The organism is Streptomyces sp. NPDC005551 (genome assembly GCF_042871785.1).
GTDB lineage: Bacteria > Actinomycetota > Actinomycetes > Streptomycetales > Streptomycetaceae > Streptomyces.
The window spans coordinates 79,064-99,881 of the sequence record NZ_JBIAJE010000014.1 but is presented as its reverse complement, the minus strand read 5'-3'; the positions used below and the strand labels follow the sequence as shown (position 1 = coordinate 99,881).

Sequence of the window (20,818 nt, the reverse complement as noted above, 5' to 3'; positions counted from 1 at the left end):
GAAACGGTGTCCCCCTCTTCATGAGGACACTGACACATGTACAAACTCTTCTTCCGTCTGGTCTTCCGGCGCATGGACCCGGAGCAGGCGCACCACCTGGCCTTCCGCTGGATCCGTCTCGCCGTCCGCGTGCCCGGCCTGCGGACCTTCGTCGCCGCCGCGCTCGCCCCGCGGTACGAGGAACTGCGCACCGAGGCGTTCGGCCTGCGCATGCACGGGCCCTTCGGCCTGGCCGCCGGCTTCGACAAGAACGCGGTGGCCGTCGACGGCATGTCGATGCTCGGCTTCGACCACGTCGAGATCGGCACGGTCACCGGCGAACCGCAGCCCGGCAATCCGCGCAAGCGTCTGTTCCGGCTCGTGCCGGACCGGGCGCTCATCAACCGCATGGGCTTCAACAACGACGGCTCGGCGGCCGTCGCCAAGCGACTGGCCCGCCGCACGCCCGTCTTCCGGACCGTCGTGGGCGTCAACATCGGCAAGACCAAGGCCGTCCCCGAGGCCGAGGCCGTCGGCGACTACGTGAAGTCGGCCGAGCGGCTCGCCCGGCACGCCGACTACCTGGTCGTCAACGTCTCGTCGCCGAACACGCCCGGCCTGCGCAACCTCCAGGCCACCGAGGCGCTGCGCCCGCTGCTGACCGCCGTCCGCGAGGCCGCCGACCGGACGGTCACCGACCGCCGCGTGCCGCTCCTGGTCAAGATCGCGCCGGACCTGGCGGACGAGGACGTCGACGCCGTCGCCGACCTCGCCGTCGAACTCGGTCTGGACGGCATCATCGCCACGAACACCACCATCGCGCGCGAGGGACTCGGCCTGCGGTCCGGCCCCGCCCTCGTCGAGGAGACCGGCGGACTGTCCGGCGCCCCGCTGAAGGAACGCTCCCTGGAGGTGCTGCGCCGCCTCTACGCGCGCGTGGGCGACCGGATCACCCTGGTGGGCGTCGGCGGCATCGAGAGCGCCGAGGACGCCTGGCAGCGCATCCTGGCCGGCGCCACCCTGGTCCAGGGATACAGCGCCTTCATCTACGAGGGCCCCTTCTGGGGGCGCGCCGTCCACAAGGGTCTCGCCGCGCGGCTGCGGACGAGCCCGTACGCCACCCTCGCCGACGCCGTCGGCGCCGACGTGAGGAAGTCCGCATGACCCTGGAGCCCTTCGGCGCACGTCTGCGCCGGGCCATGGACGACCGTGGCCCCCTGTGCGTCGGTATCGACCCGCACGTCTCGCTGCTCACCGACTGGGGACTGAACGACGACGTCGCGGGCCTGGAGCGGTTCAGCCGCACCGTCGTGGAGGCCCTGGCCGACCGGGTCGCCGTCCTGAAGCCGCAGAGCGCGTTCTTCGAGCGCTTCGGGTCGCGCGGCGTCGCCGTCCTGGAGAAGTCGGTCGAGGAGGCGCGGGCCGCCGGGGCCCTGGTCGTGATGGACGCCAAGCGCGGCGACATCGGCTCGACCATGGCCGCGTACGCGGAGACCTTCCTGCGCAAGGACGCCCCGCTCTTCTCCGACGCCCTCACCGTGTCCCCGTACCTCGGCTACGGCTCGCTGCAGCCGGCCGTGGAGCTGGCGCGCGAGAACGGTGCCGGGCTGTTCGTCCTGGCCCTCACCTCCAACCCGGAGGGCGGCGAGGTGCAGCACGCGGTCCGTACCGACGGCCGGGACGTCGGCGCGACCATGCTGGCCCACCTCGCCGCCGAGAACGCGGGAGAGACGCCGCTGGGATCCTTCGGGGCGGTCGTCGGTGCCACGCTCGGTGATCTGTCCTCGTACGACCTGGACATCAACGGCCCGCTCCTCGCGCCCGGCATCGGCGCCCAGGGGGCCACGCCGGCCGGTCTCCCGGGCGTCTTCGGCGCGGCCGTGCGTCAGGTCGTGCCGAACGTGAGCCGGGGTGTGCTGCGCCACGGTCCCGATGTGAGCGCCCTGCGGGGGTCCGCGGAGCGCTTCGCCGAGGAGATCAGGGCGGCCGTGGCGACCGTCTGAGCGGCTCGAGGGGGGTCCCGCGTCTGGATGCATCCTCAAATTCGGGGCGTAATGTCGGGAATGCCGGGCCCGACGGAGGCTGACCAGGACTTTTCCGCTGTTCTCGCTGACTCCGGCGGACTTGCCCGCTAGTCTCCGTCGAGTGGGAGCTCCTCCCGCATTCCACAAAGGCAGGCGGGGGAGATCGGGCGAGCGTGTTGCCCATAACTCCCCAGGTGTGGGGCACTAGGTTCCGCACCGGTCCGTATCCGACAGTTGACATCCGAGGTGACGTAGGCGTGGCTCTTCCGCCCCTTACCCCTGAACAGCGCGCAGCCGCGCTCGAAAAGGCCGCCGCGGCTCGCCGGGAGCGGGCCGAGGTCAAGAATCGACTCAAGCACTCCGGCGCCTCGCTCCACGAGGTCATCAAGCAGGGTCAGGAGAACGATGTCATCGGCAAGATGAAGGTCTCCGCTCTCCTGGAGTCCCTGCCGGGCGTGGGCAAGGTCCGCGCCAAGCAGATCATGGAGCGGCTCGGCATCTCCGAGAGCCGCCGAGTGCGGGGTCTCGGCTCCAACCAGATCGCCTCCCTGGAGCGCGAGTTCGGCAGCACTGCCGGCTGACGTTCTCAGGCACTCCTGAGAACCTGGATAATCGCTGCATGAGTGAACGTTCGCGGCTGACCGTGCTCTCCGGCCCCTCCGGGGTCGGCAAGAGCACGGTCGTCGCTCATATGCGCAAGGCACACCCCGGAGTCTGGCTCTCGGTGTCGGCGACGACCCGCAAGCCCCGCCCCGGTGAGAAGCACGGGGTCCATTACTTCTTCGTCACCGACGACGAGATGGACAAGCTGATCGCCAACGGCGAGCTGCTCGAGTGGGCCGAGTTCGCCGGCAACCGCTACGGCACTCCGCGGGCCGCCGTGCTGGAGAGGCTGGAGGCGGGCGAGGCGGTCCTCCTGGAGATCGACCTCCAGGGAGCCCGACAGGTCCGCGAGTCCATGCCGGACGCCCAACTGGTGTTCCTGGCCCCGCCCTCCTGGGAGGAGCTGGTGCGCAGGCTCACCGGACGCGGCACCGAACCGCCCGAGGTGATCGAGCGCCGCCTGGCCGCGGCGAAGATCGAACTGGCGGCCGAGTCCGAGTTCGACGTCACCCTGGTCAACACCTCCGTCGAGGACGTGGCGCGCGAGCTGCTAGCCTTGATGAACGTTGTGTGATCTTCACTGATCTCATCCCACCTTTCGGAAGGCAGAGCGTGTCCTCTTCCATCACCGCTCCCGAGGGCATCATCAACCCTCCGATCGACGAGCTCCTCGAGGCCACCGACTCGAAGTACAGCCTGGTGATCTACGCCGCCAAGCGCGCCCGTCAGATCAACGCTTACTACTCGCAGCTCGGCGAGGGTCTCCTCGAGTACGTCGGTCCCCTCGTGGACACCCACGTCCACGAGAAGCCGCTCTCGATCGCCCTGCGCGAGATCAACGCGGGTCTTCTCACGTCCGAGGCCGTCGAGGGCCCCGCGACCTGACCGTCCGTTCGCTCATCCCAGGCCCGGCAGCGCGACTGCCGGGCCTGAGGTGTGTCGGGGGCGCCTCAGCCGTCCCCGCGCGGTGATGCAGCATGGAGTCGTACTCCTCCGAGTGCGTCGAACGTTTTCCGAGTGCGGGGAGACCCTGGTGGGCAAGCCGAAGGTCGTTCTGGGCGTCAGCGGCGGCATCGCCGCGTACAAGGCCTGCGAGCTGCTGCGCAGGCTGACGGAGTCGGGCCACGACGTGCGGGTCGTGCCGACCGCGTCCGCCCTGCACTTCGTCGGCGCCGCCACCTGGTCCGCGCTCTCCGGCCACCCCGTCTCGACCGAGGTCTGGTCCGACGTCCACGAGGTCCCGCACGTCCGCATCGGACAGGACGCCGACCTGGTGGTCGTCGCGCCCGCCACCGCCGACATGCTCGCCAGGGCCGCCCACGGCCTCGCCGACGACCTCCTCACGAACACCCTGCTCACCGCCCGCTGCCCGGTCGTCCTCGCCCCCGCCATGCACACCGAGATGTGGGAGCACCCGGCCACCCGGGAGAACGTGGCCACGCTGCGCCGCCGGGGAGCCGTCGTGATCGAGCCGGCCGTCGGCCGCCTCACCGGCGTCGACACCGGCAAGGGCCGGCTGCCCGACCCGACGGAGATCTTCGAGGTCTGCCGTCGGGTCCTCGCCCGCGGTGTGACCGAGCCCGACCTCGCCGGCCGGCACGTCGTCGTGAGCGCGGGCGGCACGCGCGAGCCGCTCGACCCCGTCCGCTTCCTCGGCAACCGCTCCTCGGGCAAGCAGGGGTACGCCCTCGCCCGCACCGCGGCGGCGCGCGGCGCCAGGGTCACGCTCGTCTCCGCGAACACCGGGCTGCCGGACCCCGCGGGAGTGGACGTCGTCCAGGTGGGGACCGCCGTGCAGCTGCGCGAGGCCGTGCTGAAGGCGGCCGCCGACGCCGACGTCGTGGTGATGGCCGCGGCGGTGGCCGACTTCCGCCCCGCGGCCTACGCGGCCGGGAAGATCAAGAAGAAGGACGGACAGGAGCCCGAACCGGTCGTCCTGGTCCGCAACCCGGACGTCCTCGCCGAGATCTCCGCCGACCGCGCCCGCGCGGGCCAGGTGGTTGTGGGCTTCGCGGCCGAGACGGACGACGTCCTCGCCAACGGCCGGAGGAAGCTGGAGCGCAAGGGCTGCGACCTCCTCGTGGTGAACGAGGTGGGGGAGCGCAAGACCTTCGGCTCCGAGGAGAACGAGGCCGTGGTGCTCGGCGCGGACGGCAGTGAGACCCCGGTGCCCCACGGGCCCAAAGAGGCCCTGGCCGATACCGTGTGGGACCTGGCGGCCGAACGACTCGGCCGACTGTCTCAATAGCTCCCTCCGGTACCGCACGCCACCCCGAATTCGGCGTGGCGACCCTGGCGGAGAGCGATCCACAGCGGGCAGAATGCCCGTGCCGCAGGTCACAGCGCTCCCGAGAGGCGAGACGGGTGGGCCCGCGGACGAGCGCGACCGATAAACTGTTCTCGGACGACGCCGGGCGCAGCCCCCGTCCCGTCCAACAATGATCAGCCAGCAGCCGCTGCAACCACAGGGAGCGTTGTGTCCCGTCGCCTGTTCACCTCGGAGTCCGTCACCGAGGGTCACCCCGACAAGATCGCTGACCAGATCAGCGACACCATTCTCGATGCCCTTCTGCGGGAGGACCCGAAGTCCCGGGTCGCCGTGGAGACGCTGATCACGACCGGCCTGGTGCACGTGGCCGGGGAGGTCACGACCAAGGCGTACGCGCCGATCGCCCAGCTGGTCCGCGACAAGATCCTCGAGATCGGTTACGACTCCTCCAAGAAGGGCTTCGACGGCGCGTCCTGCGGCGTCTCCGTGTCCATCGGCTCGCAGTCCCCCGACATCGCGCAGGGCGTCGACACGGCGTACGAGAACCGGGTCGAGGGCGACGACGACGAGCTGGACCGGCAGGGCGCGGGCGACCAGGGCCTGATGTTCGGTTACGCGACGGACGAGACGCCGAACCTGATGCCGCTCCCCATCCACCTCGCGCACCGCCTCTCCCGGCGGCTGTCCGAGGTGCGCAAGAACGGGACGATCCCCTACCTCCGCCCCGACGGCAAGACCCAGGTCACCATCGAGTACGACGGCGACAAGGCGGTCCGCCTGGACACCGTCGTGGTCTCCTCCCAGCACGCCTCGGACATCGACCTGGACTCGCTGCTCGCCCCCGACATCCGCGAGTTCGTCGTGGAGCCGGAGCTCAAGGCACTCCTGGACGACGGCATCAAGCTGGACACCGAGGGCTACCGCCTCCTGGTGAACCCGACCGGCCGTTTCGAGATCGGCGGCCCGATGGGCGACGCCGGCCTCACCGGCCGAAAGATCATCATCGACACGTACGGCGGCATGGCCCGCCACGGCGGCGGCGCCTTCTCCGGCAAGGACCCGTCCAAGGTCGACCGTTCCGCCGCGTACGCGATGCGCTGGGTCGCGAAGAACGTGGTCGCCGCGGGTCTGGCCACCCGCTGCGAGGTCCAGGTCGCCTACGCCATCGGCAAGGCCGAGCCCGTCGGCCTCTTCGTCGAGACCTTCGGCACCGCCAAGGTCGACGCCGAGCGCATCGAGACCGCCATCACCGAGGTCTTCGACCTCCGCCCGGCGGCCATCATCCGCGACCTCGACCTGCTGCGCCCGATCTACTCCCAGACCGCCGCGTACGGCCACTTCGGCCGCGAGCTGCCCGACTTCACGTGGGAGCGCACGGACCGGGTGGACGCGCTGCGCAAGGCCGCGGGGCTGTAGCCCGCACCCGCACGGTCACGAGGCCCGGTTTCCTTCGGGAGGCCGGGCCTTCGTGTGTCACGGGCGCGGCGCCGGACGGGTCCGGGGGGTGTCCGGGACGTGGCGGCGGTGTCGGTGGGGTCTGGTAGGAATGCAGGCGTGAGCAGCGAGAACGGGCGGGCGGACGGGGTGGCGGACGGAGCGCCGCCCGAGCAGCTTGCGCTGGTCCGGGACGCCGTGCGCAAGGCCGAGGTGCCGAAGGCGAAGCCGCGGACCTGGCGGGGGGCCGCCCTGGCGGAGGAGCTTCCCGTCGCACGCGTCGTCGTCGACAAGGGCGTGCTGCACCTGGACCGGTACTTCGACTATGCCGTGCCGAAGGAGCTTGACGAGATCGCCCGGCCCGGGGTGCGGGTGCGGGTCCGGTTCGGCGCCGGGGGGCGCCAGGTGCGCGGCGGGCGGCGCGAGGGCGGCAGTCTGATCGACGGGTTCCTCGTCGAGCGGGTCGCCGAGTCGGACTACTCGGGCCCGCTCGCCGCGCTGGCCCAGGTGGTGTCGCCGGAGCCGGTCCTCGGGCCCGACCTGCTCGGCCTCGCCCGGGCCGTCGCCGACCGCTACGCGGGCAGTCTCGCGGACGTGCTGCAGCTGGCGGTGCCGCCCCGGCACGCCCGCGCGGAGGCGGCCGTACTGCCCGAGCCACCGCCCCCGCCTGCCGCCCCGGACCCGGGGACCTGGACGCGGTACGGGCGGGGTGCGGAGTTCCTCGGTGCCCTCGCCGCGGGCGGGGCACCTCGCGCCGTGTGGACCGCGCTGCCCGGGCCGCAGTGGGCCGACGAGATCGCGCGGGCGGTGGGGGCGACGCTCGCCTCCGGACGGGGGGCCCTGGTCGTCGTACCGGCCGGGCGGCCCGCCGCGCGGGTGGACGCGGCGCTGACCGCCCTGCTGGGGGAGGGGCAGCACGCGGTGCTGACCGCCGACGCCGGCCAGGAGCGGCGGTACCGGGAGTGGCTCGCCGTCCGACGGGGGGCGGTGCGTGCCGTGGTGGGGACCCGGGCCGCCATGTTCGCGCCCGTACGGGATCTCGGGCTCGTGGTCGTCTGGGACGACGGTGATGCGGCGCACGGCGACGACAACGCGCCCTTCCCGCACGTGCGGGAGGTGCTGGAGCTGCGGGCCGCCCGCGACAGGTGCGGCTTCCTGCTGGGGAGCTGGAGCTGCACGGTGGAGGCCGCGCAGCTCGTCGAGAGCGGCTGGGCGCTGCCGCTGGCCGCCGAGCGGGACCAGGTACGGGCGAGCGCGCCCCTCGTGCGCACGGTGGGGGACGGGGACCTCGCCCGTGACGAGGCCGCGCGGGCCGCACGGCTGCCCACCCTCGCCTGGCAGGTCGCCCGCGAGGGGCTGCGGCACGGCCCCGTCCTCGTGCAGGTGCCGCGCCGCGGGTACGTGCCGCGGATGGCCTGCGCGCAGTGCCGGGCGCCCGCGCGGTGCCGGCACTGCGCCGGGCCGCTGGAGGCTCAGGAGGCCGCGGCCCTGCGGTGCGGGTGGTGCGGCCGGGAGGAGGCCGCGTGGCACTGTCCCGAGTGCGGGGGGTTCCGGCTGCGGGCTCAGGTGGTGGGGGCGCGGCGGACGGCCGAGGAGCTGGGGCGGGCGTTTCCGGCCGTTCCGGTCCGGACGTCGGGGCGGGAGCAGGTCCTCGACACGGTGTCCGGGGCGCCCGCGCTCGTGGTGAGCACGCCCGGCGCCGAGCCCGTCGCCGAGGGCGGGTACGCGGCCGCGCTGCTGCTCGACGGGTGGGCCATGCTCGGCCGGCCCGACCTGCGGGCCGGTGAGGACGCACTCCGGCGGTGGACAGGAGCGGCGGCCCTCGTCCGGCCCCAGGGGGACGGCGGGACGGTGGTCGTCGTGGCCGAGCCGACGCTGCGGCCCGTGCAGGCACTTGTCCGGTGGGACCCCGTGGGGCACGCGGTGCGTGAACTCGCCGAGCGGGCCGAGCTCGGCTTTCCGCCGGTGTCCCGGATGGCCGCGGTCTCCGGGACGGCCGAGGGCCTGGCCGGCTTTCTCGCCGGTGTGCGACTCCCGGGTGACGCCGAGGTGTTGGGGCCCGTTCCGGTGCCCTTCACCCAGGCGGGGCGTCCGCGGCGGGTCGGGGGGCCGCCTCCCGGCGAGCACTGGGAGCGGGTGCTGATCCGGGTCCCCCCGGGCAGTGGTGCGGCGCTGGCCACCGCGCTGAAGACCGCGCAGGCGGCACGGATGGCTCGTGGCGGCAGCGAGCCCGTACGGATCCGGATCGACCCGCTGGACATCGGCTGAACGCCGACGCCGAGGCGGTCTGTGGGTGTCGGTGTCGGTGCCGGTGCCGTTTTGTCCGTGTCTCCGTCGACCGCTGTGCGGCGTTGGCGCAAGGGCCGTCTGCGGGACGCGACACCGACCGCCGGGGCTGGTCGCCGTGCCGGCCGCGGGCGTCTGCGGCAACCTTCCTGGCGAGCGCCGCCGGCGTCGCGCCGCTGCCGGGCCGACAGCGGCCGGGCGTCGCGGGCGAGGGCTGACGGGCGGCCGGCGCACGGACCGGAGGGCGGGTACCGCCAGGTCGGTGGTCGGGACAGCGCACGGGTGGCGGAGTGGGTCGGCCACCGGGGAGTCCGGGGCCGGCAGTCCCGCGGCGGGCGGGAGGGGCCGGTGCTCCCGTGGCCGGGCGCTCGGTCCGGGCACGTGTCCGGAGGCGGGGGTGCCTCCCGGGAGCGGGCCGGGAGGCGGCGGGGTCAGCCGTTGCGCGGGCTCGGGAAGGCCGTCGGCCTGACCTCTTCGCGGAGGGTGGAGCTGCCCGCCGTCGGCTGGGTCGGCATCGAGCGGGCCGCGGGCACCGTGGGCACGGAGGGGATGCCGGTGGTGACGGCGACCGTGCGGGCGGTCGACGGCTCGGTCGCGCGCTCGGCCTCCGCCGCTGCCTGGGCCGCGGCGCGCCGGGCACCGTACCGCCGGTGCACCGCCTGCTTGGTGACGCCGAGCGCGGAGCCCACCGCGTCCCACGAGAAGCCCAGCGAGCGGTCGAAGTCCACGGCGGCCGTCACCAGCGTCTCGACGCTGTCCCGCAGCTCCTGGGCGAGCCGGACGGTCGGTGCGGGGGCGCGTCCGTAGACGACGAAGCCCGTGGACGGGCCGGAGCGGCGCGGACGGTAGACGTTGCCCAGCTGGGCGGTGAGCGTGCGCAGTGCGTCCACCTGCCGGCGGACCCGCTCGATGTCCCGCACCAGCAAGTGCAGGCTGGCCCGAGCCTGGGCGTCGTGGGTTGCGTGGTCGGCCATGAACAAGCCTCTCGAACCGGCGGAGCAGAAAAGGAAGAGGGCCACGACCGCGGCCCCTGGGGTCAACTCTTTCTTGACAACGCGTTACGGGGTGAGTGGTCACGCTGTAGGGGCGTAGGGGCATATGCACGGGGCGCGCACCGCGACGCACGCCCCCTGGGGCGGGGTACCGCCTCCGGGGCCCGCCGCCCCGCGGGGCCGTACGACCGGCGGACGGGGGTTCGCCCCCGCCCCGCGGGGCCGTGCGACCGGCGGACGGGGGTTCGCCGCACCCGGTGGCGGCCGGGCTCATAGACTGGTGCGCCGCCCCGCACCGCACCGCTTTCGCCGGCAACGTGCGGGCCGTTCCGAACTTCCGCCCGAGAGGCCAGCCGCCACCCATGAAGCTCGTCTTCGCAGGTACCCCCGAGGTCGCCGTTCCCGCCCTGGACGCCCTGCTCGCCTCCGGGCGGCACGAGGTCGCCGCCGTCGTGACGCGGCCCGACGCGCCGGCCGGGCGGGGCCGCAGGCTCGTCGCGAGCCCCGTCGCCGAGCGAGCGGCGGACGCCGGCATCGAGGTGCTCAAGCCGGCGAAGCCGCGGGACGAGGAGTTCCTGGCGCGCCTCAGGGAGATCGCGCCCGACTGCTGCCCCGTGGTGGCGTACGGCGCCCTGTTGCCCCGGGTCGCGCTGGACATCCCGGCACACGGCTGGGTCAACCTGCACTTCTCGCTGCTGCCGGCCTGGCGGGGTGCCGCCCCCGTGCAGCACGCCATCATGGCCGGTGACGAGATCACCGGCGCGTCCACCTTCCTGATCGAGGAGGGGCTGGACTCCGGACCCGTCTACGGCACCGTCACCGAGGAGATCCGCCCCACCGACACCAGCGGGGACCTGCTCACGCGGCTCGCCTTCGCCGGGTCCGGGCTGCTCGCCGCGACCATGGACGGGATCGAGGACGGCGCCCTCAAGGCCGTACCGCAGCCCGCCGACGGCGTCACCGTGGCCCCGAAGATCACCGTCGAGAACGCGCACGTCGACTGGTCCGCACCGGCTCTGCGCGTCGACCGGGTCGTCCGTGGCTGCACTCCCGCACCCGGCGCGTGGACCCTGTTCCGCGGCGAGCGCCTCAAGCTGATCCAGGTGGCGCCGGCCCTGGAGCGCACGGACCTGGCCCCCGGTGAGCTCGCCGTGGGCAAGAACAACGTGCACGTCGGCACCGGCTCGTACGCCGTCGAACTGCTCTGGGTCCAGGCGCAGGGCAAGAAGCCGATGCGCGCCGCGGACTGGGCCCGCGGGGTCCGCATCCCCTCCGGGGAGCGGCTCGGGTCCTGACGCGAGGCGGGCGGCCGGGGGAGGCGGCCGAAGTCCCGGTGCTTCGTGCGGCGTACGCTGAGAGGCGCACCTTTTCCCGGATCCGGAGCACCTTTCCCGTGAGTGAGCAGTCCCGTCGGCCGAGCAGGCCGGGCAAGCCCTACCGTCGTCCTCAGAAGGACCCCGTGCGCATCCTCGCCTTCGAGGCGCTGCGCGCGGTGGACGAGCGGGACGCGTACGCGAACCTCGTCCTGCCGCCGCTGCTGCGCAAGGCCCGGGAGAAGGGCGGCTTCGACGGGCGGGACGCGGCGCTCGCGACCGAGCTGGTGTACGGGACGCTGCGCCGGCAGGGCACGTACGACGCCGTCATCGCGGCCTGCGTCGACCGGCCGCTGCGGGAGGTCGACCCCCCGGTCCTCGACGTGCTCAGCCTCGGAGCCCACCAGCTGCTCGGCACCCGGATCCCGACGCACGCCGCCGTCTCCGCCTCCGTGGAGCTGGCCCGGGTCGTGCTCGGCGACGGGCGGGCGAAGTTCGTCAACGCCGTGCTGCGCAAGATCGCCCAGGACGATCTCGACGCCTGGCTCGAGCGGGTCGCGCCGCCCTACGACGACGACGCGGAGGCCCACCTCGCGGTGGTGCACTCGCATCCCCGCTGGATCGTCTCCGCCCTGTGGGACGCCCTCGGGGGTGGCCGCGCAGGCATCGAGGACCTGCTGGAGGCCGACAACGAACGGCCCGAGGTCACCCTCGTCGCCCGGCCCGGCCGTTCCAGCGCCGGTGAACTCCTCGACGCGCTCGGCGAGGAGAACGCGCTGCCGGGCCGCTGGTCGCCGTACGCCGTGCGGCTCACCGAGGGCGGCGAGCCCGGGGCCATCGACGCCGTGCGCGAGGGGCGCGCCGGCGTCCAGGACGAGGGCAGCCAGCTGGTGGCACTCGCCCTGGCGAACGCGCCGCTCGACGGGCCCGACGAGAAGTGGCTCGACGGCTGCGCCGGTCCCGGCGGCAAGGCGGCCATGCTCGCCGGGCTCGCCGCCCAACGCGGGGCCGTGCTGCTCGCCGCCGAGAAGCAGCCGCACCGGGCCGGTCTCGTCGCCAGGGCACTCGCCGGCAACCCCGGGCCGTACCAGGTCGTCACGGCCGACGGCACCCGCCCGCCGTGGCGCCCCGGCACCTTCGACCGCGTACTGATGGACGTGCCCTGTACGGGGCTCGGTGCCCTGCGCCGCCGTCCCGAGGCCCGCTGGCGGCGCCGCCCCGCGGACCTGGAGGGCTTCGCGCCGCTGCAGCGCGGGCTGCTGCGCACGGCGCTCGACTCCGTACGGATCGGTGGCGTCGTCGGCTACGCGACCTGCTCGCCGCACCTCGCCGAGACCCGCGCGGTCGTCGACGACGTGCTCAAGCACTACGACGGCTCCGCCGAGCTGCTCGACGCCCGCCCGCTCCTGCCGGACGTACCTGCGCTCGGCGACGGCCCCGACGTACAGCTGTGGCCGCATCTGCACGGGACGGACGCCATGTATCTGGCCCTGATCCGCCGGACGGCGTGACCGGCAGCCCCTTTCCCGTGCCCCCTCCCGTGCGGTCAGCCGTCCGGTCGTGACGCCGGTTCCCCGGGAGCCGGCGGCGGAGGGTTCCCGGGGTCCTCCCGGGCCAGGCGGTGCGGCCACCACACCTTCGGGCCGACGTCCAGGAACAGGGACGTCACCAGGACCGAGCGGACGATGAAGGTGTCCAGCAGGACGCCCAGGGCGACCGCGAAGCCGATCTCGGCGAAGGCGACCATCGGCAGGGTGCCGAGCGCGGCGAACGTGCCCGCGAGGACCAGGCCCGCCGAGGTGATGACCGCGCCGGTCGCGGCGAGTCCGGTCACGACGCCCGCGCGGGTGCCCAGGCGGGCCGCCTCCTCGCGGATGCGGGTGCTCAGGAAGATGTTGTAGTCGATGCCGAGAGCCACGAGGAAGACGAAGACGAACAGCGGGAAGTCCGTCGACTCGCCCGCGTAGTCGAAGAGGTGGCGGAAGGCGAGCGCGCTGGCCCCGAGCGCCGCCGCGAAGGACAGCACGACGGTCCCGATCAGCAGCAGGGGCGCCACCACCGCGCGCAGCAGCAGCATCAGGATCAGCAGGACGACCAGCAGGACCGCCGGGATGATCACCAGGTTGTCGTGGGTCGTGGCCGCGTCCATGTCGAGCAGGGCCGCGGTGCCGCCTCCCACCTGCGCGTCGGCGCCCGGTACGGCGTGCACGGCGTCCCGTACCCGTTCGACCGTCTGCTTCGCCGCCTCGCTGTCGGACGGGGCGGACATCGTCGCCTCGAAGAGGACCCTGCCGTCGTGCGACGCCGCGGTCCCGGCGGGCACGGTGATGCTGCCGGGCACCACCCCCTCCGTGCGCGCGACCGCGCCGCGCACCTCGGCGTTCCTGGTCTCGTCCGCCACGATCACCAGGGGGTCGCCGCTCCCTGCCGGGAAGTACCGCGCGGACACCTCCTGGCCGGCGATCGAGTCCGGTTTCCCGGTGAAGGCGTCCGCGTTGCCGATGCCCTCGGCGCGCAGCTGCAGCAGACCGAGGGAGAGCACCGCGAGCGCGAGGGCGGTGCCGGCCCAGACGGCGCGCGGACCGCGGGAGATACGGCGGCCCATGCGGGCCCAGACGCCGTGCGACGTCGGGTCGGCGGAACCGAAGTGCGGGACGGACGGCCAGAAGACCCAGCGGCCGAAGACCAGCAGCAGGGCGGGGAACAGCGTGATCATGGCGAGGAGGGCGACGGCGACGCCGATCGCGGCCACCGGGCCGAGACCGCGGGTCGAGTTCATCTCGGCGGCCAGCAGCACCAGCATGCCGAGGACGACCGTGGCACCCGAGGCGAGCACCGCGGGACCCGCCCGGTTCAGGGCCAGGGCCATCGCCTCGTGGCGGTCCTCGTGGCGGCGCAGCTCCTCCCGGTAGCGGGCGACCAGCAGCAGCGCGTAGTCCGTGCCCGCTCCGAAGACGAGGACCGTGAGGATTCCGGCGCTCTGCCCGTTCACGGTGAGACCGGCGTGCTCGGCCAGCAGGTAGATCAGCGCCTGGGAGGTGAACAGCGCGACGACCACCGCGATCAGCGGGACGAAGATCAGCGTGAGGCTGCGGTACGTGAGCAGCAGCATCACGATCACGACCGCCATCGCGGAGAACAGCAGGGTCGAGTCGATGCCCTCGAAGGCCGCGGAGAAGTCGGCGGAGGTGCCGCCGGGCCCGGTGATGTGCACGGCCAGTCCGTCGCCGCCCTCGCCGGTCTCGGCCCGGATCGAGTCGACGGCCGGCGCGATGCGCTCCCATCCCTTCTCGTCCATGGTGATCGGCACGAAGATCTCGGCGGCAGCGGGCGCCGCCCGGTCGTTGTAGAGGGGGCCGCGGGTCTCGGCGCCGCGCACGCCGTGGGCGGTGAGCGCCTTGATGTCGCGGACGTCCTCGGTGATCCGCTGCTTGTCCTGCGCGGTGAGGCCGCCGTCGCGCGCGTACACGACGACGGCGGGGATCTGCTCGGGCCTGAAGCCCTCCGAGGCGTCCAGGACCTGGGTGGACTCGGCGGTGCCGGGCAGCCAGGAAGCCGCGTCGTTGTCCTGGGCGCCGGTCAGTTTCGTCGCGAGCGGCGCCGCGACCACGAGCAGCACCAGCCACAGTCCGACGATCAGCCACTTGCTGCGCCGTCCGCACACGAACCCGATGGCTCCCCTGCGCACCCGGCGTTCCCTCCCCGCCGTCACGGCCACCCCCGCAGTCGTGTCCCGGGCCGGTGGGCCGCCCGGCACGGCATGTCCGGCCATGGCGCGACATCGGCACGACGGACCCGGACCCCCGCGGACCGGTCCGGGTACGGACCGGGGGGAGCAACCGGCGCCGGGCATGGCAGTCTTGGGGCATGGCCCCGCAGATCAACCCCAGCATCCTGTCCGCCGACTTCGCCCGCCTTGCCCAGGAGGCAAAGGCGGTGGAAGGCGCCGACTGGCTCCACGTCGACGTGATGGACAACCATTTCGTACCGAACCTCACGCTTGGTGTGCCGGTCGTAGAGTCCCTGGCCCGGGCGACGGACACGCCGCTGGACTGCCATCTGATGATCGAGGACGTCGATCGGTGGGCGCCGCAGTACGTGGAAGCGGGAGCCGGTTCGGTCACCTTCCACGTGGAGGCGGCCGCCGCGCCGGTGCGGCTCGCCCGCGAGATCCGGGCCAAGGGCGCCCGGGCCTCCATGGCGCTCAAGCCCGCGACGCCGATCGAGCCGTACGAGGACCTGCTCCCCGAACTGGACATGCTGCTGATCATGACCGTCGAACCGGGATTCGGCGGCCAGTCGTTCCTCGACATCATGCTGCCGAAGATCCGCCGCACCCGCGAGTTGATCAGCAAGCACGGCCTGGAGCTGTGGCTTCAGGTGGACGGCGGCGTCTCGGCCACCACCATCGAGCGGTGCGCCGAGGCAGGCGCCGATGTCTTCGTCGCCGGATCGGCGGTCTACGGGGCGTCCGACCCGGCCGAGGCGGTACGTGCCCTGCGCACGCAGGCGGCGGCGGCGACCGCCGGTGCCTCCTGGGCGTGCGACCACTGAACCAAGGGAACGTGAACGCCGTCCCATCGGGGCAAATCAAGTGCGCCGGATCTGCAAGGATGAACGGCGAATCCAGAGTGTGAACAGCAGTGAGGAGATCGCCGTGTCGGGTATGTCGGCGGGCCGGTCAGCCATGCGGATGGGGCCCGCTGAGCTGGTCCAGGCGGCGGCCATGGCCCGCCGCTTCTACCTCGAGGGCAAATCCAAGATCCAGATCGCCGAGGAGTTCGGCGTCAGCCGCTTCAAGGTGGCCCGGGTCCTGGAGACCGCTCTCGAACGGGATCTCGTGAGGATCGAGATCCGCGTCCCTGCCGAGCTGGACGCGGAGCGCTCCGACGCGCTGCGCGCCCGCTACGGCCTCAGGCACGCCGTCGTGGTCGAGTCCCCCGCCGACGCCGAGGAGTCGCCCGACCCCGAGAACCTCGGGGAGGTCGCCGCGGACCTGCTCGCCGAGCTGGTCAACGAGGGCGACATCCTCGGCCTGGCGTGGGGCCGCTCCACCATCCACATGGCGGCCGAACTCTCCCGGCTGCCTCCCTGCACGGTGGTGCAGCTGACGGGGGTGTACGACGCCGGGACCGCCGAGCGCGGATCGGTGGAGGCGGTGCGGCGGGCCGCCCAGGTGTCGGGCGGGGACGCCCACCCCATCTACGCGCCGATGCTGCTGCCCGACGCGGCCACGGCGGCCGCGCTGCGCAACCAGACCGGGCTCGCCCGTGCCTTCGAGTACTTCGACAAGGTCACGGTCGCCTGCGTCTCCATCGGCTCCTGGGAGCCCGGCATCTCGACGGTGCACGACATGCTCAGCGACGAGGAACGCGGGCACTACGCGTCCCTCGGCGTCGCAGCCGAGATGTCCGCGCACCTCTTCGACGCGGAGGGGCGCCGGGTCGGCCGGGACCTCGGCGAGCGGTGCATCACCGTCAAGGCGGACCAGTTGCGCCGTATCCCCGAGGTCGTCGCGATCGCGGGCGGGCAGCGCAAGGCGGCCGCGATCGACGCGGTGCTGCGTTCGGGTCTCGTCACCAGCCTGGTGACGGACACGTCGGCCGCGGACTACCTGATGACGGCGGGCCCGACGCCGCGTCCCGCCCTCAACCGGGCGGACCCGGACGGGCCCTGAGCGGCCGGTGACGACGGGGCGGCCGTACGGGCGGTAGGCGGCCCTTCCCGGCGGTGAAGCGGCCTCCCCGACAGCTCCGGTGTCGACGGGGAGGCCGCTCGGGTGTTGACGGGACGCTCGCTCCGGCGGTGACGGCGGCGGCTCCGGCGGTGACGGGGTCGTCGTTCAGGCCGTGACCGGCGTGACCGGCGTGACCGGCGTGACCGGCGTAACCACGGTGACCGCGGTGGCCGCTCAGGCCGGCAGCCGGGTCACCCCTTCCGCGGCGACCGGGTCACCCCTCCTGAGGCGGCGGGACGCAGTCGAGCCGGCGTCCGTCGTCCTCGCGCTTGGAGGATCCGACCAACCCCTTGCGGCGGGCCTGGATGATCTGTCCGGGCCGCTCACACCCGTCGACATGGGACAATGAAGTACGTGCTCTTCCCCCTGGCTGACCTGTCCGGGGGCCACCTCTGATCGACTGGGATGTGCAGCACGTGCGTTTCCTCAACGACATCCAGCCCCCGTACGACCTGACGTACGACGACGTCTTCATGGTGCCGAGCCGCTCCGCGGTCGGATCCCGCCAGGCCGTGGACCTCACCTCGCCGGACGGCTCGGGCACCACCATCCCGCTCGTCGTCGCCAACATGACGGCGATCGCCGGGCGCCGGATGGCCGAGACCGTAGCCCGTCGCGGTGGCCTCGTCGTCATCCCGCAGGACATTCCGATCGAGGTCGTCACCGAGGTCGTGTCCTGGGTCAAGGGACGCCACCTCGTGCTGGACACCCCGATCATCCTGGCCCCCCACCAGACCGTCGCCGACGCGCTGGCCCTGCTGCCCAAGCGGGCGCACAACGCGGGTGTCGTCGTCGACGAGGACGCGCGCCCGGTCGGTGTGGTCACCGACACCGACCTCTCCGGCGTCGACCGCTTCACGCAGCTGTCCGAGGTCATGTCGAAGGACCTCCTGCTGCTCGACGCGGACATCGAACCGCGCGAGGCATTCAACCGCCTCGACGCCGCCAACCGCCGGTACGCCCCGGCCGTCGACCGGGACGGCAGGCTCGCCGGCATCCTGACCCGCAAGGGCGCCCTGCGCGCCACGCTCTACACGCCCGCCACCGACGCGCGGGGCCGGCTGCGGATCGCCGCCGCCGTCGGCATCAACGGCGATGTCGCGGGCAAGGCCAAGCAGCTGCTCGACGCGGGGGTCGACACCCTCGTCATCGACACCGCGCACGGCCACCAGGAGTCGATGATCGCCGCGATCAGGACGGTGCGCGCGCTGGACCCGCAGGTCCCGATCGCCGCGGGCAACATCGTCGCCGCCGAGGGCGTCAAGGACCTCGTCGAGGCGGGCGCGGACATCATCAAGGTCGGTGTGGGCCCCGGCGCCATGTGCACCACCCGGATGATGACCGGTGTCGGCCGCCCGCAGTTCTCCGCGGTCAAGGAGTGCGCCGCCGAGGCGAGGAAGTACGGCAAGCACGTGTGGGCCGACGGCGGTGTCCGCCACCCGCGCGACGTCGCGATGGCGCTGGCCGCCGGTGCCTCCAACGTCATGATCGGTTCCTGGTTCGCGGGCACGTACGAGTCCCCGGGCGACCTCCAGCAGGACGCCGACGGGCGTCTGTACAAGGAGTCGTTCGGCATGGCGTCGGCCCGCGCCGTCAAGAACCGCACCAGTGAGGAGTCCGCGTACGACCGCGCCCGCAAGGCGCTGTTCGAGGAGGGCATCTCCACCTCGCGCATGTTCCTCGACCCGTCCCGGCCGGGCGTGGAGGACCTGATCGACTCGATCATCGCGGGCGTCCGGTCCTCCTGCACCTACGCGGGCGCCAACTCCCTCGAGGAGTTCGCCGAGAGGGCCATCGTCGGCATCCAGAGCGCCGCCGGCTACGCGGAGGGCAAGGCGCTGCACGCCAGCTGGAGCTGACGCGCCACCGACCCGGACGGCCCCCGCGGTACGACCACGGGGGCCGTCGGCGTACCCGCACGCACCGGCCCCGGCCCCTTCGGCGCGGCCCCCGCGGGGCTCCGTGCAACGGTCGAAAGACGCCGCGCAACGAACGTGCGCCCGGGTGCGATGAACGCAACGATCTTGCGGAGACGCGCAAGGTTGCTGCATTACGCCCGTGAAGCCCGGACTCGTAGGGTCAAGCGCTGTACGTGGTGTGGCGGGGACCCCGCTCGGTGGGTCCCTGCTGTCAGGGGTGCCGCCGGTCCCCGCCCTTTTCGACCGGCAGCGATGAAGGAGCCAGCGCGTGCTCGACCAAGGCGCACCCCCGCAGTCCCGCACCTCCTCCACCCCACCGTCCCCCGGCCTCGGCGCACGCCTCATGCGGCGCAAGCCCGTGGAACGCCTGGTCGCCGAGGGCGGCCAGGGCGAGGGTGGCAGCCTGCGCCGCTCCCTCGGCCTCTGGCAGCTGACCATGATCAGCATCGGTGCCACCCTCGGCACCGGCATCTTCGTCGTCCTCGGCGAGGCCGTCCCGAAGGCCGGTCCCGCGGTCACGCTGTCCTTCGTGATCGCCGGTCTCACCGCTCTCTTCTCGGCCCTCTCCTACGCCGAGCTGGCGGGCACGATCCCCGTCTCCGGGTCCTCCTACTCGTATGCGTACGCAACGATGGGCGAGCTGATCGCCTGGATCTGCGGCTGGTGTCTCGTCCTGGAGTACGGCGTCTCGGTCGCGGCCGTCGCGGTCGGCTGGGGCGAATACCTGAACGAGCTGCTCGACGGCACGATCGGCGTCACCATCCCGGACGCGCTGTCCGCGCCGCCCGGCGACGGCGGCATCTTCAACCTGCCCGCGCTCATCGTCGTCCTGCTGGCGATGGCCTTCCTGCTGGGCGGCGCCAAGGAGTCGGCCCGCGCCAACACGATCATGGTGGTCGTGAAGATCGCGGCGCTGCTGATGTTCTGCGCGATCGGCGTCCAGGGCTTCCGGTCCGGCAACTACGAGCACTTCATGCCGCTCGGCATGGCGGGCGTCAGCGCCGCCGGTGCCACGCTCTTCTTCTCCTACATCGGCTTCGACGCCGCGTCCACGGCCGGCGAGGAGGCGAAGAACGCGCAGCGCGACCTGCCGCGCGCGATCATGCTCTCGCTCGTCATCGTGACGGCGCTGTACGTCGTCGTCGCGGCCGTCGCCGTCGGCGCCATGCCCTGGCAGGGGTTCGGCGACTCGGAGGCCGCGCTCTCCGGGATCATGAAGGACGTCACCGGGCAGACCGTCTGGGGCACCCTGCTCGCGGCCGGCGCGGTCATCGCCATCGCCAGCGTCGTGCTCACCGTGCTCTACGGCCAGACGCGCATCCTCTTCGCCATGTCGCGCGACGGACTGGTGCCGAAGGTGTTCTCCCGCGTCCACCCGAAGAGCGGCGCGCCCCGCGCCAACACCGTGATCGTCTCGCTGTTCTGCGGTGTCCTCGCCGCCGCGATCCCGCTCGGCCAGCTCGCCGACGCGACCAGCATCGGCACGCTCTTCGCCTTCGCGCTGGTCAATGTCGCGGTCGTCGTCCTGCGCCGTACGCGCCCGGAGATGCACCGCACGTTCCGGGTGCCGCTGTCGCCGGTGCTGCCGGCGCTCGGCCTCGCCTTCTGCCTCTGGATGATGGGCAGCCTGTCGGCCGTCACCTGGGTGGTCTTCGGGGTCTGGATGGCCCTCGGGCTCGTGTTCTACTTCAGTTACGGCCACCGCCGCTCCAAGCTGGCCGCCGCCGGTACTCCGGCCGCAGACTCCGCAGCCATCGCAGAAAAGTGAACCACCCGCCTTGCTGAACGATCTCGACGAACGCATCGTGCACGCCCTCGCCGAGGACGCCCGCCGCTCCTACGCCGACATCGGGCAACTCGTCGGCCTGTCCGCGCCCGCCGTGAAGCGGCGCGTGGACCGGCTGCGGGCCACCGGCGCCATCACCGGATTCACCGTCCGGGTGGACCCGGCGGCGCTCGGCTGGGAGACCGAGGGGTTCGTCGAGATCTACTGCCGGCGCAACACCTCGCCGGAGACCATCCAGCGCGGCCTGGAGCGCTACCAGGAGGTCGTGGCCGCCTCCACCGTCACCGGTGAGGCGGACGCGGTCGTCCAGGTCTTCGCCTCGGACATGCGGCACTTCGAACGGGTCCTGGAGCGCATCGCGGGGGAGTCGTTCGTCGAGCGGACCAAGTCCGTGCTCGTCCTCTCGCCGCTGCTCAGGCGCTTCTCGGCCGGCTCACCCACGTAGGACCGTTGGCGCCGCCCGGCCGGCCCCACGA

17 protein-coding genes are annotated in these 20,818 nt (G+C 72.9%); 15 read left to right on the top strand and 2 right to left on the bottom strand.

The features are described 5' to 3' along the window. Positions 1–36: 36 nt before the first annotated feature. From ACFYP4_RS31505 to ACFYP4_RS31470, 8 genes are all read left to right on the top strand, one after another. Positions 37–1,143: a quinone-dependent dihydroorotate dehydrogenase gene (locus ACFYP4_RS31505; RefSeq protein ID WP_388790089.1), complete on the top strand. Its 1,107-nt coding sequence runs from the start codon at positions 37–39 to the stop codon at positions 1,141–1,143. Then, a complete protein-coding gene (gene pyrF / locus ACFYP4_RS31500; RefSeq protein ID WP_358852689.1) occupies positions 1,140–1,982 on the top strand; it encodes an orotidine-5'-phosphate decarboxylase in 843 nt (280 codons plus the stop codon). The genes ACFYP4_RS31505 and pyrF overlap by 4 nt, the downstream gene beginning before the upstream one ends. Before the next feature lie 278 nt (positions 1,983–2,260). Next, a complete protein-coding gene (locus ACFYP4_RS31495; RefSeq protein WP_010988268.1) occupies positions 2,261–2,584 on the top strand; it encodes an integration host factor in 324 nt (107 codons plus the stop codon). 38 nt (positions 2,585–2,622) lie between these two features. Further along, positions 2,623–3,180 carry a guanylate kinase gene (gene gmk, locus ACFYP4_RS31490; RefSeq protein ID WP_388790084.1) on the top strand — a complete coding sequence of 186 codons (558 nt, stop codon included), beginning with the start codon at positions 2,623–2,625 and terminating at the stop codon, positions 3,178–3,180. Between the two features lie 38 nt (positions 3,181–3,218). Further along, on the top strand, positions 3,219–3,491 hold the full coding sequence (rpoZ, locus tag ACFYP4_RS31485) for a DNA-directed RNA polymerase subunit omega (RefSeq protein ID WP_019059732.1): 273 nt from the start codon (positions 3,219–3,221) through the stop codon (positions 3,489–3,491). A 148-nt stretch (positions 3,492–3,639) separates the two neighbouring features. Further along, positions 3,640–4,854 (top strand): bifunctional phosphopantothenoylcysteine decarboxylase/phosphopantothenate--cysteine ligase CoaBC, encoded by a 1,215-nt coding sequence (coaBC, locus tag ACFYP4_RS31480; protein ID WP_358852687.1) that lies wholly within the window; start codon positions 3,640–3,642, stop codon positions 4,852–4,854. A gap of 228 nt (positions 4,855–5,082) precedes the next feature. Next, positions 5,083–6,291 (top strand): methionine adenosyltransferase, encoded by a 1,209-nt coding sequence (gene metK, locus ACFYP4_RS31475; RefSeq protein ID WP_358852686.1) that lies wholly within the window; start codon positions 5,083–5,085, stop codon positions 6,289–6,291. Between the two features lie 138 nt (positions 6,292–6,429). Further along, positions 6,430–8,577, top strand: a complete 2,148-nt coding sequence (locus tag ACFYP4_RS31470; protein ID WP_388790079.1) for a primosomal protein N' — start codon at positions 6,430–6,432, stop codon at positions 8,575–8,577. 449 nt (positions 8,578–9,026) lie between these two features. Here the strand turns inward: ACFYP4_RS31470 and ACFYP4_RS31465 are convergent, their stop codons facing one another. Continuing rightward, complete coding sequence (locus tag ACFYP4_RS31465) at positions 9,027–9,569, bottom strand: hypothetical protein (protein WP_388790076.1); 543 nt, start codon at positions 9,567–9,569, stop codon at positions 9,027–9,029. A gap of 380 nt (positions 9,570–9,949) precedes the next feature. Between ACFYP4_RS31465 and fmt the strand changes: the two genes are divergently transcribed. Both fmt and ACFYP4_RS31455 read left to right on the top strand, forming a co-directional pair. After that, the gene (gene fmt, locus ACFYP4_RS31460; protein ID WP_388790073.1) at positions 9,950–10,882 is read left to right on the top strand and encodes a methionyl-tRNA formyltransferase; all 933 of its coding nucleotides are present in this window, start codon (positions 9,950–9,952) and stop codon (positions 10,880–10,882) included. A 98-nt stretch (positions 10,883–10,980) separates the two neighbouring features. Continuing rightward, positions 10,981–12,411 (top strand): transcription antitermination factor NusB, encoded by a 1,431-nt coding sequence (locus ACFYP4_RS31455; protein WP_358852682.1) that lies wholly within the window; start codon positions 10,981–10,983, stop codon positions 12,409–12,411. Between the two features lie 35 nt (positions 12,412–12,446). Here the strand turns inward: ACFYP4_RS31455 and ACFYP4_RS31450 are convergent, their stop codons facing one another. Further along, positions 12,447–14,753 carry an MMPL family transporter gene (locus tag ACFYP4_RS31450; RefSeq protein ID WP_388790070.1) on the bottom strand — a complete coding sequence of 769 codons (2,307 nt, stop codon included), beginning with the start codon at positions 14,751–14,753 and terminating at the stop codon, positions 12,447–12,449. A gap of 14 nt (positions 14,754–14,767) precedes the next feature. On the opposite strand from ACFYP4_RS31450, the gene rpe reads away from it, so the two are divergent. The 5 genes from rpe to ACFYP4_RS31425 all read left to right on the top strand — a co-directional run bounded on the left by rpe (position 14,768) and on the right by ACFYP4_RS31425 (position 20,787). Continuing rightward, the gene (rpe, locus tag ACFYP4_RS31445) at positions 14,768–15,454 is read left to right on the top strand and encodes a ribulose-phosphate 3-epimerase (RefSeq protein ID WP_358852681.1); all 687 of its coding nucleotides are present in this window, start codon (positions 14,768–14,770) and stop codon (positions 15,452–15,454) included. 79 nt (positions 15,455–15,533) lie between these two features. Beyond that, positions 15,534–16,577: a sugar-binding domain-containing protein gene (locus tag ACFYP4_RS31440; protein ID WP_358852680.1), complete on the top strand. Its 1,044-nt coding sequence runs from the start codon at positions 15,534–15,536 to the stop codon at positions 16,575–16,577. 476 nt (positions 16,578–17,053) lie between these two features. Further along, positions 17,054–18,496 carry a GuaB1 family IMP dehydrogenase-related protein gene (locus ACFYP4_RS31435; RefSeq protein WP_358852697.1) on the top strand — a complete coding sequence of 481 codons (1,443 nt, stop codon included), beginning with the start codon at positions 17,054–17,056 and terminating at the stop codon, positions 18,494–18,496. Positions 18,497–18,824: 328 nt separating this feature from the next. Further along, entirely contained in the window at positions 18,825–20,324 is a 1,500-nt protein-coding gene (locus ACFYP4_RS31430; protein ID WP_358852679.1) for an amino acid permease, read from the top strand. A 10-nt stretch (positions 20,325–20,334) separates the two neighbouring features. After that, the gene (locus ACFYP4_RS31425; protein ID WP_358852678.1) at positions 20,335–20,787 is read left to right on the top strand and encodes an Lrp/AsnC family transcriptional regulator; all 453 of its coding nucleotides are present in this window, start codon (positions 20,335–20,337) and stop codon (positions 20,785–20,787) included. Positions 20,788–20,818 lie beyond the last annotated feature (31 nt).